The organism is Photobacterium sp. 2_MG-2023, from assembly GCF_030547675.1.
GTDB classification, from domain to species: domain Bacteria; phylum Pseudomonadota; class Gammaproteobacteria; order Enterobacterales; family Vibrionaceae; genus Photobacterium; species Photobacterium arenosum.
In genome coordinates this window covers 169,069-185,209 of record NZ_JAUOQQ010000006.1, presented here as the reverse complement: position 1 = coordinate 185,209, position 16,141 = coordinate 169,069, and the positions used below count along the sequence as shown (strand labels likewise).

General features: G+C 52.1%; 11 protein-coding genes. All 11 read right to left on the bottom strand.

Annotated features, from left to right (window positions below):
- Positions 1–24 precede the first annotated feature (24 nt).
- A complete protein-coding gene (locus Q4491_RS07385) occupies positions 25–8,223 on the bottom strand; it encodes a tandem-95 repeat protein (RefSeq protein ID WP_303456069.1) in 8,199 nt (2,732 codons plus the stop codon).
- A 205-nt stretch (positions 8,224–8,428) separates the two neighbouring features.
- Positions 8,429–9,505, bottom strand: a complete 1,077-nt coding sequence (locus Q4491_RS07380) for a TIGR03032 family protein (RefSeq protein WP_303456067.1) — start codon at positions 9,503–9,505, stop codon at positions 8,429–8,431.
- A 27-nt stretch (positions 9,506–9,532) separates the two neighbouring features.
- Positions 9,533–10,066 (bottom strand): N-acetyltransferase, encoded by a 534-nt coding sequence (locus Q4491_RS07375; RefSeq protein ID WP_303456065.1) that lies wholly within the window; start codon positions 10,064–10,066, stop codon positions 9,533–9,535.
- A gap of 30 nt (positions 10,067–10,096) precedes the next feature.
- On the bottom strand, positions 10,097–11,359 hold the full coding sequence (locus tag Q4491_RS07370; protein ID WP_303456063.1) for a S8 family serine peptidase: 1,263 nt from the start codon (positions 11,357–11,359) through the stop codon (positions 10,097–10,099).
- 61 nt (positions 11,360–11,420) lie between these two features.
- Positions 11,421–11,951, bottom strand: a complete 531-nt coding sequence (locus Q4491_RS07365; protein WP_192014879.1) for a phage tail protein — start codon at positions 11,949–11,951, stop codon at positions 11,421–11,423.
- 10 nt (positions 11,952–11,961) lie between these two features.
- Complete coding sequence (locus Q4491_RS07360; protein WP_192014878.1) at positions 11,962–12,483, bottom strand: phage tail protein; 522 nt, start codon at positions 12,481–12,483, stop codon at positions 11,962–11,964.
- A gap of 10 nt (positions 12,484–12,493) precedes the next feature.
- A complete protein-coding gene (locus Q4491_RS07355; RefSeq protein ID WP_192014877.1) occupies positions 12,494–13,033 on the bottom strand; it encodes a phage tail protein in 540 nt (179 codons plus the stop codon).
- A 15-nt stretch (positions 13,034–13,048) separates the two neighbouring features.
- Positions 13,049–13,345, bottom strand: a complete 297-nt coding sequence (locus Q4491_RS07350) for a hypothetical protein (RefSeq protein ID WP_218384083.1) — start codon at positions 13,343–13,345, stop codon at positions 13,049–13,051.
- A gap of 311 nt (positions 13,346–13,656) precedes the next feature.
- Positions 13,657–14,277 carry a DUF2238 domain-containing protein gene (locus tag Q4491_RS07345; protein ID WP_303456057.1) on the bottom strand — a complete coding sequence of 207 codons (621 nt, stop codon included), beginning with the start codon at positions 14,275–14,277 and terminating at the stop codon, positions 13,657–13,659.
- Positions 14,278–14,332: 55 nt separating this feature from the next.
- Positions 14,333–14,950, bottom strand: a complete 618-nt coding sequence (locus Q4491_RS07340; RefSeq protein WP_303456055.1) for an NUDIX hydrolase — start codon at positions 14,948–14,950, stop codon at positions 14,333–14,335.
- A gap of 81 nt (positions 14,951–15,031) precedes the next feature.
- Positions 15,032–16,084, bottom strand: a complete 1,053-nt coding sequence (locus tag Q4491_RS07335) for a DUF3541 domain-containing protein (protein ID WP_225445082.1) — start codon at positions 16,082–16,084, stop codon at positions 15,032–15,034.
- Between the last annotated feature and the right edge of the window lie 57 nt (positions 16,085–16,141).

The window sequence follows — 16,141 nt, the reverse complement described above, 5'->3', positions numbered from 1 at the left end:
CTGACTATAATTTCTGGCTACGGGCTACTGACCAAACTGGTAACTCAGTGTCAATGTGACCTGGCTGACATCGTTAATATCAATGAAATAACGATTGAATTTCCCTCCGACCCGCCATGCCGGAGTGATGCGATAATCCAACCCGGCGGTCAGATACGGATCGACCCCCCAGTCAGATGAGCTGATTGTCTGCCCCTGAAACGTACTGCTGTAATCTGCTTCCCAGCGGTAAACACCGCCACCGATTAAAAACCGAAAATCATTATCAGACACCACAGGATAACGTATGTCCAGCGCCACCCCCGAGGTCAGCACAGGCGTAGCCTTAACCACACTCTGATGATAGCCATCAGACACAGCACTAGCTGGTTTGAGTGTGGCCTTGCCGTTCCCCTGATCCAAATAACGGGCCGTCAGTAACCAGTGATGACGGGTTTCATAGCCCACACCCAGTGACACAGCCGTATCACTGTCATCTTGTGAAACAAGGGTATCCGCAGGCTGAGTATGTCGCTCGCTGGCTTCACTCACGCCCAACTCAGCATCGACAAACCAGGCTGCCTGGCTGTTAAAGCTGATCAGCGCCAATACCAGCGCAAGCAGCCGTCCGCCCCAGCGCCGCATGACTCCCAGACCGCCGAGTAATACCAGCATCAGGGCAGTGACAGTCCCTCCTGCCCGGTTTTTCACCACCATGCCTTCACTGAGTGTTGTGGTAACGCGTGCCTGAGCGCTGGCCTCCAGGCCGGTCGCATCCTGAATGTGATAGGTAATGATACTCTCTCCTTCATAACCTGCTTCGGGCGTAAATGTCAGGCTCTGATCTGTGTTTATCGTCACCGATCCTCGGTTTGCCACTGCAGCCACCACTGTCAGACTATCACCGTCTGCATCTGTGTCATTATCCAGCACAGCAATGACCACGGCCGTTTTATCATCAGTCTGAACAATATCGTTCACCGCAACCGGGTAATCGCTGTTCAGCACTGTCACTTTAGCTTGCGCAATAGCTGTACCGCCTGTCCCGTCTGAAATGCTGTAACTGATGGTCGCGACACCGTAAAAACCATCGGGGGCGGCATAGTGGATCTGATTAGACGTCAGATTCACAACGCCAAAATCCACCGACGCTGCCATCACAGACAAGGGATCATTGTTGGCATCTGTATCATTGGCCAGCACATCTATCATTGTGTTCCCGTTCCGATTAAGCAATACAGCGTCATCCACCGCCGATGGCGACAGATTAGCACTCAGCGGTACGCCAACACCGCCCGGATCCATGACACTGCCATTGGCCAGGCCGTCATCATCATTCGGGCCACCGTCTTGTATAGTTAGCTGCACGCACCAGTGCCCTTCCTGTAATCCTGCCAGCCACTGGCTATCACCCGGAGGCGGACAGTAACCCGCTTCCCCCTGAGCAGATGACACAAAGTTTTGCGCATCTGTGACAAAATTTTTCCAGCCCTGACTCTCTGTGAATTTACGATAAACCGCGTTTGCCGGTATGGGTAAGCGTTGCGGCAGTACCACCTGATAACTCTGACCAACTATCGGTAAACCATGAGCAATAAAGTCAAACACACCGCCAGTATTTTTGACCTCGGCATCTGGCGGGATTTCACTGTCCAACAGCTGTACGCCTCCCATCTGATTAGCTGCAACCGTCGCGCCTTTGCGCAAACACACACCTGGGTCGCCTTCCAGCAGATAGCGGCCAGATACCAAGGCCTGCTCTTGTATGACGTTACAGTCTGCCGCCATATCCAGATAATCCGGGATGCCGTCGTTATCAGAGTCAATGTAGCCTTCCAGGTCGTCAGGCAGCAGATCGCCATCGCTGTCCTCACCACCTAACTGCGGCAACTGAGCAACGGCCTCCAGATAAATATGTTTAATCACAGACTGAACAGGGGTACCGTTATCCGTAACAGTCAGTTTAAGGCTGTACACACCCTGCGACAGCACACCCGGCACAAAGATAAAGTGTTCATCATCTGTGCTGATATTGGCTATCGCACTGTCACTGGCTTCCCACAAATAGTTATGGTTGTCTGCACTGTTCACATCTGTGACTTGTGCACTCACTGTAACCTGACCGCCAGAGATAGACACAATGTGCCGGGAGTCACCATCCTGAGTAATCTCAGTGCTCACCCTCGGTGCTAAATTCTCTTCAGAGATAGTCAGTGTGTAATCTGACTTACTGCCAAGATTCAGCGTGGGTGATAAAGTGACTTCCAGTGTCTCCGGCCCTTCGGGCATACCATCGTTCAGCACATCGAACTCAATCGTAGCACTAGTGCCTTGCTCAATCTCAATCACACCGTCAAGCAAGGTGTGATCACCCGCATCACTGCTGCCTGACACGGTATAAGGAATAGTTACCGGGTAATCAGGCGCAGGGCCGTTGAGGTGAACGCTGATACTATGCGTCGTCCCTTCTGTGGTGTGGTCATCTTTAGAGAGTGTGATCAATGGATGCAGAACAACCTGCTGGCTGGCCTGGGTCTCATTGCCTTGCGCATCCACCGCCCGCCAGTAAACTGTATGTCTTCCCGGCTTAAAGACAGGTGCCTGATCAACCAGAGAGACAGCCAGTGGCCGGCCTTGGCTGTCTTTGGCTTTGGCTACACCCAAGTTCACTCTGGTAAACAGACCGGTTGCGTTCAGCTCAATATCAACTGGCGGTTGAATCGTCGGAGGCTGGCTGACCGCCGACTCAATAACCACTGTCACCTGACCAATGTGCTGGCCCCCTCCACCATCACTGGCTCCATATTTCAGAGAAAACGTGCCCTGCTGTGTGGTGGTCAGAACTGCCTGACCATTTTGTATGGTGGCTGTCCCTTTCACCGCCGTCACCCAGAGCAGGTTCAGCAGATCCTGATCGATATCCGTGTCGTTACTCAGCACATCCAGTACATAACGGCCCGACGCGCTGGCTTTAAAGTGATACGAATCAGAAACAATCACTGGCTGATCATTCACCGGTGTCACAGCAAGCGAAACAGTATAAATACCGGATAGCGCTTCGCCGTCTGTAACCTGATAACTGAAGCTGTCGACACCGTTAAAGTCGGCATGTGGTGTATACAACCAGCTGCTGCCCTGCGCACTCAGGTTACCGTGCTGCGGCGGATTACCCACCAGCAGACCCAGTGCTGTGCTGTCGACATCTGTCATGGCCGGGGCAATACTCAGGCTGGTATCTTCGGCCAGAGTAAGCGTCAGGTTTTCCCCTTGCGGCGCATCGTTGACATTAATCACGCTGATACTGAATGCTGCCAGAGAGGCCGATTCACTACCGTCGCTGACGCTGATAACAATGCCGCTGCTGCTGCCGACATGGCTGTTATCCGGTATGCCGGACAGCTCACCTGTCTGCGTATTAAAGCTGGCCCAAACCGGCTTGTTCTCAATGCTGAAGGTCAGCGTATCCGCATCCATATCGGAAGCTTGAGGAGTAAAGCTGTACTGAGTGTCTTCAGACACCTGATCCTGAGGCTGCCCGCTGATAACTGGCGCATCGTTAACGTTGTTGACTGTCAGGGTGAACGGCGGCAGCGCTGCGGTTTTATCGCCATCAGTAACGCTGATCACTATGTTGCTGACACTACCGACGGCGCCATTATCTGGTACGCCATACAAACGTCCGGTCTGGGTATCGAAACTCGCCCAGTCAGGCAGATTAGTAATACTGAAGATCAGACCATCGCTTTCTACGTCCGCAGCCACCGGCTGGAACTCGTAGTTCTGGTCCTGATCGACGTTAAGCACTGGCGTACCGCTGATGGTCGGCGCATCATTGACCGTCTCGATCGTCACCGACACAGTGGCTGTATTGGAAACGTCAGCCTCGTTATCAGAAATGGTGTAGCTGAAACTGTCAGTGCCGGATTGATCCGTATCCGGGGTATAGCGCAAGCTACCGTTCCCCAGATCCAGCACCTGACCCAGCTGAGGCGGCGTCAGCACCTGAATGGAGCTCAGATCCAGCGTCCCGTCCAGATCGCTGTCATTACCGCTGACCGCGATATCAACCGGGGTGTCCTCCTGCGTCGTCGCCTGATCGGCATTGGCCACCGGCGCATCATTCACGGCCTGTACCGTCATGGTCACAGTCGCAATATTGGATTCAGCACCCAGATCGTCGCTCACTTTATAAGTGAACTGATCCTCACCGCTGAAATTCGCTGCCGGGGTATAGACCACCGCACCATTGCTTTCAACGGTCACGCTGCCCTCGCCAGGTTGGGTGTCAATCGTCAGTGTTCCGGCCTGAATCGTGCCGTCAATATCCTGATCATTCCCCAGCACATTCACCGTATGAGGCGTATCTTCCAGCAGCGTCGCGGTATCATCCGCGACCACAGGCGCATCGTTGACGCTGGACACCGTGACAGACACCGTTGCTGGCTGGGAGGTCGCCCCCAGGTCGTCCTGCACCACATAGGTGAAGCTGTCGCTGCCGAAGTAATTCGCGTTAGGGGTATAGGTCACCCGTCCATTCGCATCAATGCTGGTCTGCCCGTGCTGGGGCTGAGTGATCACCTGGAGCGTACTGGCATTGAGTGAACCGTCGATATCACTGTCATTGGCCAGCACATCAATCACACCACTTTCATCCTCATTCGTTGCCAGACCATCCGCCACCGTGATCGGGGCATCATTCACCCCTGCCACGTTCACCGTCACCTGAGCGGTATTGGACACCAGCCCAGTGCTGTCCTGTACGGTGTAACTCAGGGTATCCGTACCCACATAATTCGCGCCCGGCTGATAGTGAATCTTACCGTTCTCAACCGTCGTGGCACCATGGGTTGGCTGAATCACCACAGTCAGAGAAGCTGCGTTCAGCGTATCCCCTGTATCCACATCGCTGTCGTTCGCCAGCACATCCAGCACCACCAATGTATCTTCATCTGTGCTGCCGACATCAGCCGTTGCCACCGGCGCATCAGCGACAGGTGTCACTGTCACGGTGACTGTCGCCGGAGAAGAGACAGCGCCGTAGATATCCTGAACCTGATAGGTCAAGGTGTCTGTCCCGGCGAAATTCGCATCCGGCGTATACGTTATGGTGCCTGTCCCGGTATTGATGCTGGTGGCACCATGCAAAGGTGCTGTCACGACGGTGACACTGGCTGCATTCAGGCTACTGTCTGCATCGCTGTCGTTCGATAGCACATCAATCGCAATCAGGTTATCTTCCGAAACAGAGACCACATCGTCTGCTGCAACCGGTGCGGCGTTGGCAATGGTGAAGTTATAGACCGAATCACCGCTGATACCGGCAAAGGCATTGCCCGCCATATCGGTTAACGCATCGTTCGTCATGGTGACGTAGTAAGCATGTGTCGGTGTGAAAGTGGTACTCGGATCCACCACCAGCTGATTGCCAGAAATGCTCACCTCGGAGTCAGACATCGCGTATGTCACCAGCGTTGTTGCATCCGTGGCATCAATAAGACTCAGTGTGCCTGAGGAATGTCCTATCTGTATGTCTTCGCTGAACGTCAGTGTCAGACTGGTATTTCGGCTGACATCTGTGGCATCATCAGCCGGGCTGAGTGCGCTGATATACGGCGCAGTGCCGTCATAACTCACCACCAACTGAGTCGCAGTCAGATTTTCGTTGCCATTCGGATCGGTAAATTGGCCACTGGCGATATCCAGCGTGATATTCCCGTCGGTGACCGGCGTCAGAGTCGCGCTAAAGCTGCTCCCACTTCCGTTAAAACCCGACAAGGTCCCGCCACTGACCGCAATATCCGTCGCTTCAAAATCTGTACTCTCTTCGGTCAATGTAAAGGTGATGTTCGCAGTTTCACCCTGCTTCAGCACGGATTTGTCCGAGTTGATGGTCACACTTGGCAGAACAGTATCCACACTGATTGCCAACTGAGAAGCGGCTGTGTTCGCGTTCCCTGCGGCGTCGGTAAAGACACCTGCGGCCACATTCACCGTCGCGCCAGCCGTACTGTTCGCGTCAGGTGTAAAGGTCGCACTGTAGCTGGTACCACTGCCGGTGAAATTCGTCAGCGCCCCCCCGGAAACAATCACATCTCCGGCAGCAAAATCGCTGCTGCTTTCGCTCAGCGTAAAGGTCAGAGTCGCGGTTTCGCCCTGCTTCAAAGCTGTTTTATCGCTGGAGATATTCACCGTCGGCTGAACCGTATCCACTGCAATACTGAGTTGCGTTGCCGCCGCATTACCGTTCCCTGCGGCGTCGGTAAACTGACTGGCTGACACGTTGACTGTTCCGCTGGTGGCATTCACGGCGGGTGTGTAAGTCGCGGTATAGACCATGCCGCTGCCGCTAAAGTTCGACAGGGTGCCTCCGGCAGTTGTGACATCAGCGGCAGCAAAATCAGTACTGCTTTCACTCAGTGTGAAAGTCAGCGTTGCGCTTTCTCCGGCTTTCAGGGCTGGCTTATCGCTGCTAATCGCCACGGTTGGCCGGGCAGTATCCACGGCGATCGACACTTGCGTGGCCGCTGTATTGGCGTTCCCTGCGGCATCGGTAAAGATACCGGCAGGTAAATTCAGGGTTGCTGTGGTTTCTGTGTCCGGATCGGGTGTAAAGATCGCAGAATAATTCAGTCCAACGCCTGTGAAATTAGATAAGGATCCACCGGAAACAACAACATCAGACACAATAAAATTAGAACTGATCTCACTGAGCGTGACTGATATCAGTGACGTTTCTCCGGATTTCAATGTGTTTTTGCTGCTGGTAAAACCTGAGATGCCGGGCTGAAGCGTATCCAGCGTTGCAGTATTCGTCACGGCTGAAGCCGTATTCCCTGCGCTATCCGTGAGCGTGGCAGATAACGTCAGCAAACCGTCGGACAAACCGCTCAGATTCAGTCCCGTGACAGACTGGGATGCATTGCTGATCGCCCCCGATCCGGTCACGTTCGATCCGCCACCACTGGAACTGATGGTATAAGCGAAATCGGTGCCTACCTCCGCAGAGGCAAAGGTAAAAGATGCCGCAGCCACATCGGCACTGGTGTAAAACAGCTGACCAAAGGCGACGCTTTGCCCGGTCGGCGCCACCTGATCAATGGTGACATTCAGGGCGGAAGATGCCGGGCTGTCATTGATCCCATCCGTCGCCGTGGCCGTGAATGCATGCGTGACATTCGATGCCAGAGCGCTGGTGGTGATGCTCCAAGTCCCCCCTATGGCAGTCGCGGAACCGATCTCTGTTCCCCCTGACTGGTTACTGAAAAGCTTGACTGTACTACCGGCTTCCGCGGTGCCGGTAAAGGTCAGCGTGGTGAGATTCGTGAGGTTATCACTGTCGGAGATACCGCTGTCAGATCCCGAGGACAAATCCGGTGTGGAAGGTGCCGGAGGTGCAACATCATCTGCCACGGTAACCGAGAAGGTTTTTTGAAAGGTCGTCGTGCCATCGTGAGTCTGTATACAAACGTTGTAGTTCCCTGCCGACAAAGCACTCCCGGTTTCCAGTGTCGCACTATTGATTTGAAACTGGCTGTTCGCTGCATCTGAGGTACAACTGCCGGACGCACTGGTGCCTTGCGAAACCAGCGAATAACTGTGTGTGTCCCCGCTGTCTGCATCTGTTGTCGACAAGGTGCCCACATCGGCGCCGGATGCGGTCGCAGACTGATTGATGCTGGTTGACGTCAGGCTGATATTGGTCGGGGCGCTGTTCGTGGGGACGGGATTACAATCCGCATCCGTTGAACAAGACTGGCCGTTTGAAATCGGACCATCGTAACAATACCCATAATAGCATTCCCAGGCGGCCGTCATGGCTTCACCGCTGCGGCCATCCGCTCGGCTTCCCGGCCCGGCAGGCAAGGGGGAGAGTTCTCCAACCACCCGTTTCGCAGTCTGAACGCCGCTCTTGAGGTGATGGGTTTGTGCCAGAAAGCTGTCCAGATCAAAATTCTGTTCGTCTGAATGCTCAGGCTCAGACTTTGCTTTATCGGGGATCGGATTTGAAATTTCGCTGGATGAAGTCTGAATCTGCCATGGTATTCCGGAAACATCGGTTTCGGCATAGGCAGGCATGAAAATCAATGGGGTGACTGCCAACCCGATCGCCAGAGAAGCCACCCAGCGGGTGGGATCGCTTTTTACCGAATCAATGGAATGACTGAATGGGAACACTTCATCCGTCCGTGTGAAGTGCTGATGCGTCGCACGGGCTAAACGCGACAAGCTCAGGTCGTTCGTCATACTCTGCCTGCAAGTTTGTGATGCAAAAAGTGCGGTTCACCCGGCGACTTCACAACACCGGACAAAACCCTCACACAACAAAAAATAAAAAAATCAATGCAACTCGTAGCAATTGAAACAGAGCTTTGACAATGTGCAAGCAGATGCTCTCAAAAACATGACATATGAGAATATTTTCTATGCAATAAACTGCTATTGCTTTCATTCAGAGTATAAAAAGATCCGATAATTCCACTGATTCTGCATCCACAATCCATGGTGTCATGCTGCCTTTCAGCACTTCGACATCATAAATCTGATTTAAATCACCGGAAAACGTCAGGTTTGCAATTACTTCACCATTTCGCAGATCCAGCGCCACCACCCCCGAAGACAAGGGTTCCCGTCGCTGATGTAAGGGCATGTCTGCATGCCGTGCTGAGCCATCTTTCGGGCGACGGACCACAGATAAGCCGACGAAGGCGACCTCCCCCATCAATGATAATCCCCGCGTGAATCCATTCAGTTCTGCCACCAGCTCCAGATCCGTCCGGGAAGCCGGAAGCCGATCTTCCCGGCATCGCCACAAGCGTCCGGTCCCGGATTCACAAAAGTACAGATAACCTTCATGAATACGAGGAGAATGCGGCAGACACAAGCCTGTCACCACAGGCTGATGTGTGGTTACAGACATAATTTCCCCGCTAAAACTGCTCACTTGGCGCCAGCGATAAGGGCTGTTTTCTTGCGAGAAATACGACACATATGCCGGGCGTCCATCTTTCATGGCCAGTCCATTCAAATGACACCGATCTTCTGGAACCAGTTCAGAAATAAAAGGAGGCATCCAGACCACCTCAAAACTTTTTCCGTGGGCCGGTCTGGCAATGCAATTAAAACGGGTATTCACCATGTACAGACCATCCGTGCCCCAGGCCATATCATGCGTGTTCAGATGCCCGGTCACGGTCGAGCCACAAGGCGAATAGACAGCATCTTTTCCGGCAGTGAGCTGTGTTGACTCACCTGCAAGAATCGCGGGATCAACCCGGCGGTAATCCCAGATTTGCTGATACGACGCCAGCGATAAACGCTGCTGATCGTCACTCAGTGCAATTCCCAGTAATCTGGGCTGGCGAACATGTTCAACAACCAGCGACTCTCCGTCCCCCCGGATGACAAACAGACAGTCAAGATTATGCGCACTCACCAGCAGGCTGCAGCGCATTGCATTGAGCAGCAGTGGAAAACGTGCACAGCTGCTCATCACATAATTCAAGGTATTCTCGTCATTCGCGTTCATGGATCACTTCCACAGAGACAAACAGGATCACATCGGCAGACCGGCATCCAGCGGCTGGACACTGGGCGGATACCAGATCATCCGCTCATACGGCGGTTCAATCTGGGTGACATGAAATCCCAGCCGGAGGTAAAGCTGCCGGGCCTGCGAATTGATTTGCTGAACCGATAGCGTCATCGGCGCTTTCAACTGGTTTGCGGAATACATAAAGGAACGGATCACCGCTTCTCCCAACCCATGCCCTCTGGCCTGTCGGGTGAACACAATATCGATCAGGTGAACCTGATCCTGAGAAAAATCCAGCACGGCACGGCCAACCGGTGACTGATGGTATTCAATGATAAAGTACATCGCGTTGGGGAATTGTTCCCCATAGCCCTGATTCATCGCCTGAAACTGCATGTCGATTAAAGATTCGATAAAATCTTGCTCGCCCTCGATCAGTCGCAAGTCATCCCGGCGCTCTCGATGAAGCTTTTCGAGAAAGATCCGATCCGCCGCCGATGAATTGGATGGGCGAACATGCAACCCGCCCGGTAATTTCAAATCCTGTTTGTCCATCTTGTTCACATCCTTGTTATCGAGACCGGATCAATGCTGTGCTGCTCGCTGAAAGTGCTGCATCAGGCCTTGCGCATCAAACACAGGCTGACTGTATTGACGCACCAGCCGGTGTAAGTCCGCTGCGGTCAGCGCAGGCTGCTCACCCAGTACCGCGGCCAGAACACCGGCGACGGCAGTGGCCGCCGCCGATGTGTTCGAAAATGTCAGACTGTACCGGCCTGTCTCCTGTGAAAAAGTCAGATAAGGCACGGGAACCTGAGTCGCGATCGGTTCGCCGATCACAGGCCAGACGGTGCCCTGACTTTCGGCATTGACTGTCAGAACCTGTGGCTGAGCTGCCAGTGAGAAGCTCTGATTCAGGTTCTCTCTGAAATTTCCTGCCGCAGCAATCAGAAGCGTTCCTTTCCCTTGTCGGCCATTTTCAGCCACAAACGTCAGTGCATCAGACAAGGCCTGCTGGGTCAGAGGTAAAGTCCACGCGGCCAATATCAAGTCAGCCTGGCTGAGATAGGCCAATTGCAAAGCAACCAGAATATCTGACGTCCAGTTAGTATCCCGGCGCAGCAGCACTGCATCAGCCGCAAAGGCCAGTCCTTGAGTGTCCGGGTGCCTTGACCAAAGGGTCGCCAGTGTTGCATCACCATGGAACGAATCATAGCCATTCACTGCAATTTCACTGGGTTCCAGCGGCAAAGGGCGACGTTGATCAATATCGTAATGCAGTTTTGGTAAAAAAGGCTGCAAAGCCGGATCAGCCAGGCCGAATGCACTGTCGATCACAGCGAGAGTCACCTCTGCACCCGGTGTTGCGGGCCATTGTTCAATGCTCAGCTGCTGACGGACAGGTTTCGGAGGGGGCATGGGTAACCGCCCTGTTTCACCGCCCTGCGTCCCCAGACGAATTTGCAGCAGATCCGGTTCAGCCATCACAATCCCTGGTAAGCTTTGTAATTGCTGCACCAGCGCAAGCGATGCCAGTGGACTTTGTGTCTCCATCACAGACCAATAATACGCCTCCAACTCGAACACAACCGCCGAACTGACAATCAGATGGTGACGTAAGTTGGCCAACTTCAGCGCTTTTTCATGCTTTACTAACACCCGCGTCCCGACTTGCAGGGCTTTGGTTCCCAACCATGGATGAATGTATACCGGAGCACCGGTCGCTTGTGGAAGGAAGCGGAATTGGACGTTTTTCTCCTGCACCCGAAGGGTTAAAGATTCCGGCCAAACCTGGGTCTGCGCCAACGCAGTAAAGGTCAGCGCAATGACATAGAACATCAGCTTCATGAACAACCTGAATCACTGAAATTGCTGTTCAGGCACCGACAACCCAACAGTGCCTGATACATTACGACCTTGACGGAAAAATACCGTCCATACAAATACAAAAGTTCACGCCCAGATAAGGCTGCATATTCTCATGGGATTGCGATCCGCCAGAAACTGCCATTGCCTGAGCACTTAGCAGATTATCCGGGTCGCCTGTGTAATACCGAGCCTCGGCAACACCGCTTGCATTCAGAATCCCCACCCCTGCGTTCTGACCACTTTCAGCATCCGCACTGTTATTCACCGCTTGCATCGCATGGTTGTGTAACGGAATTTCCGTGACGTCCAGTGTAATCATATCTTCGCCAGACCTTTCTGCCAGGACTCTGGGCGTCAGTCCTGGCCCATTGCCCGTCCCCATAGGTGCGCGGGCACGCAGGTCAGGTAATTGAAATGTACTCGGGCTGGAGCGACCAAAGCTATATTCAATCACAGCAAACAGCACTTGGTTTTGCTGAATGTTGAGTGTTTGTCCGTTACAAAATGCCCAAAATCGTGGTGCAAACGTATAAGGCATCATCATAATTTCGCCGTAAAAAGCTTCACTCATCTGATTTTCCTCAGCTTCTTTGCGGGTAAATACCTGCGGTGCAAATAATAAAGTTCAATGCCAGTGAAGGCGCGACATTCAAATGACGCTCTCCACCTCCGGTGGTATTCACTGCATCTTGCTGTAACGCAACCCAATCAGTTGCAACAGGGGAAGCAACGAACTGACTGGCCTTACCCACCACCAGGTTTGATGCAGGCTCAGAAGACGTCGCCGGGGTATCGGCAGCCATCAGTGAATGCCGGTGTTCAGGCAATTGATTCAGCGTCAGGGTAACGTATTCCTGCCCCATTCTTTGACCGAGATTGCGGGGTGTCAGTCCATTACCGCCCCCTCGCCCCACCGGTACACGGCCTCTCAGATCCGGTAAACTAAATGTTGTTCTGCCGTCACCGCCATACAGGGTCCCAAGCAGTGAATACAAAGCTTCATTGGATGAAACCGGTAATAAAGAGCCCGCACAGTAAGCCCAACGTTGCGGTGCATAACTCCCTGCGAAGAGGGTAATTTCAGATAAATAACGTTCAGACATTCCTGATCTCCTAATCTCTTTCCGGGAAGATACCGGTCAGGGCTATACAAAAATTGATAACAGCTGAAGGCTGCATATTTTCATGCCCGGCCCCATGACCTGCTGCGCCCACCGCTTCAGGATTCATCGCTTCAAGATTCTGCGGCACAGCGTAAACCGGTGTATCTCCGGCGGCGGCAGCAAGGACTGTCGCTTTTTGCTGCCTGAGCAAATAAGGACGGAATGAGTCGCCAGATTGGGATGAAACTGCGATGCCATGGGTGTGTGCTGGCATTTCGGCTTCCGTCAACGCGACTTGCTCCAAGCCACCCGTTTTCGCCTGCGTGATGGGCCGTTGAGAAGGGAAAGCAACACCTGGCTGAACCGGCATTCTGCCGCGAAAATCTGGCAACTTGAAATCCGTCTGACCATTACCGCCAAACTGATTTCCAACTAATGCAAACAAAGCCCCGTTCTGGCTGACCGGCAGCACCTGCCCGTCACAAAAGGCATAACCTCTCGGTGCAAAGTTTGCACCGAACATTTGAATATTACCGATATAAGGTTCCATGCTGACCTCTGATGGTTATGAGTGAGTAACCTTGCGGGAAAAAATCACTTCCAGCTCTTTGGCAGAATTAGGTGAAACAAACAAAGGAGCTTCACCTAAGCTTTCGTGACCGAAAAGATAAGTGCCTTGTTCAACTGCGCCATTCAGACCACTGCAATCGAGGTACAATGCAAAAGACTCCCATGTGTTACTGTGAGTGCCAGTTCGTTTTACCCCGGTAATTTCCACTTCGCAGGATGCCCCTTTATCAAGAGTCATCGACATTTTATCGCCAACTAATTTTTCCAACTTTTCAAATGTAAACTGCTCCATACCTGCTTCCTTAAATAGGGGTAATTCCCTTTATCCATCTATTTCCCACTCGTAAGGTTTATAGCATTGGGCTGACACGAACAAATAACAGACTGAAAACTTGATGATTGATCATAAAAATAATTTAAATTTATTTTCACGACATTGCGAAGGCAAAACAAACACACAACAATACTGACATATTTGTTATTAGTGTATTTTTAGCTACGCCCGAGACAGCTAGATCACTTTACAGGGATAGCCGTTGTTACGGGCATATTCTTCAAATTCGCTGACTTTATAAGGGTCAATAATGTAGCGTAAAAAACAAGTCACCATGATTCATTCCTTTGTTGTGGTTCATTCGTTTGATACAGAGAAACCAGCTGGCTGTTATGCCAGCGAGACAGCATGAGCGTCGCGCACAGCGCTCCGACTAATGCGAATGCCATATCTGACTGGGTATCCCAGACATAACCCTGTGTACCCAAAAAAGCCTCTGCGTTTTCACCTGTCGCCAGCGCCACCCACCATTCAATCAGTTCATAAAAGGCGCTGAAGGCTAAACACATAGACACAGCAACAGCACTTACCCAAAACCGGCCATTGACTATTTGCTTTCTGATGAGTATTTCCCGAGCCAAAATAGCCGGAACAAATCCCTGAAAAAAATGGCCGACTTTATCGTAGTTATTTCTTTGCGCCCCGAACAGATTGTCGAATAAAGGGACTTCTGCATAGGTGTAATGGCCCCCCACCATTAACACAATACAATGCAGTAAAATCAGTCCATACAGTAGCGGGGTGAGCCTGAAAGTATTGTAAGTAAGCGCAATCAGCACTAGGCCAATCAGCGCAGGCAACACTTCAAGAAACCAGGTAAAAGTATCTTTCGGCTCAATGCCAGACCAGAGAAGAACCGCCGTAAAAACAGATAGCCAGATATATTTCAAATGCTTGTCCTTTTATACATCTTATTCGTTACGTTGCCTTTCCCGCCCGAGCTCATTAATCAACTTGTACGGGCAAGTTCGGGTTTTCAAAATGCTCGAACATCATGACGATATCTTCGGAAAGTACCCGGCTTTGTGACAAAGGCGGAATAGTGTCTCGAGCAAAAAAATCAATCGCTGAAATTTCGATATTCTCTTTTGGCTCACCGGACACAAAGTGGCAGAGAAAGAAGAGTTTATAAATGTGGTAGGGATAGTCGGGCTGGTAGGGGTGAACCGCTCGGTCTTTTATCGCAATCAGTTTGGGCTGACTGACGACCAAACCGGACTCTTCCAACACTTCGCGGACAATACCCTCAGAAGGGGTTTCACAGACATCGGCCCACCCTCCGGGCAATGTCCAGCCGCCATCCTCACGTTCTTTGACCAGCAGAATTTTATTATCGCGAATCACTCCGGCTCGCAGATCAACTTTCGGTGTGGGATAACCCTCTTCGGGTATAAACAGATGCTGCACTTTACTGAGTGGCTGACCACTGAGCTGCGCAAACATTTGATACGAAATGTCGGTAATCTGATCAAAACGTTCAAGATCGTATGGATCGTGACTATAAGCTTTACCGGCTTGTGCAATAGCCTGAAGTTGCCTGGCCCATGTTAATCCGTCTTTCATCGTAGTGCAGTTCTCATTCAGGGAATCATATTCACTCACCCTATATAAACCAATACACATAATCAATCAGGTTTCATTGGCCTAATGCCGTGGCACCAAACCATAAGGCAAGCTCTCAAACATGGCCGGTTGGTTGATGACTGTCGGGGCGGCATGTACGCCACGCCAGTCCAGTAACATGATAGCCAGCGTGTTGCGATGCTCACCGTCATACAGCTCGCTTTCACCTTTTACCGACGGCACCATACCCGCTTGCCGGTCGATCGATGTCTGGATGAACTGGCGCGTTTTTTCTACCACAGGGTCATCCGATAAGCCGGCCAGCAGGAAGCTGATACCGACTTCGGCCACCACATCTTCCTTGGTATGCAGCAGAATGTCGTCGATATGGCGGCGAAAGTGATCATAAATCCACTGAAAATCGCTTTCCTTGAGCTGATACTGATAATACGAGGATGCCGCAAAGATAATATGGGTCATGCCGTATATCTTATTCATGTACTGCTGCTCGCTGAGCTGCTTATCCTGGCTGTCAGGATAAGTTGCCCGGAAAGCGGCAATAAAAGGCTCAACCACATCCTGCTCGCCGAGCTGACGCAGCCAGTAAACCTGATTGGCAAGCTGTGCTGCCCAGGCGCGAATCATTTCAGGGTCGGTGGCATAACGGGCAAAGTCATAGCGGCGGATGATGTCGCGCAATTTGTGATCTTCCCTGTGTTTAAGACCGTACTCATTGGCGCGCGCCATAGAGCCAAGCAAATCGACGCCCAAAAAGTAATACTCAGGGTAATCACGGGTGGCCAGATAACGTAAATCGCTGCGGGCATCATCTTTGCGCTGATATCTGGCTTCACGGGCAGCCGAATAGGCTTTTATCTGTGCCGGTGTGTAAATCTCTGTCGTCACGGCATTGAGCCGGCTGGCCACACGTGCCAAATCTGACCACACGGCCGCCCGGTATTTGGGATCCATCGTCTGGCGATACATCCTCAGGCCATAATGGCCCATTTTAAATGCCGGTAATGTAAACAGCTGGGTTTCAAAGGTTTGCCGAATCAACGCGGCATCATCCGCATAGGATGGCAATACCTGTTGCTGTACAGTCGGTTCCGCAGGTCTGGGCGAAATTTGCATCGCCGCCCAGCCAGGCAGTGAAAGAAGAGTAATCAGAAGATAAACAACAAAACGACG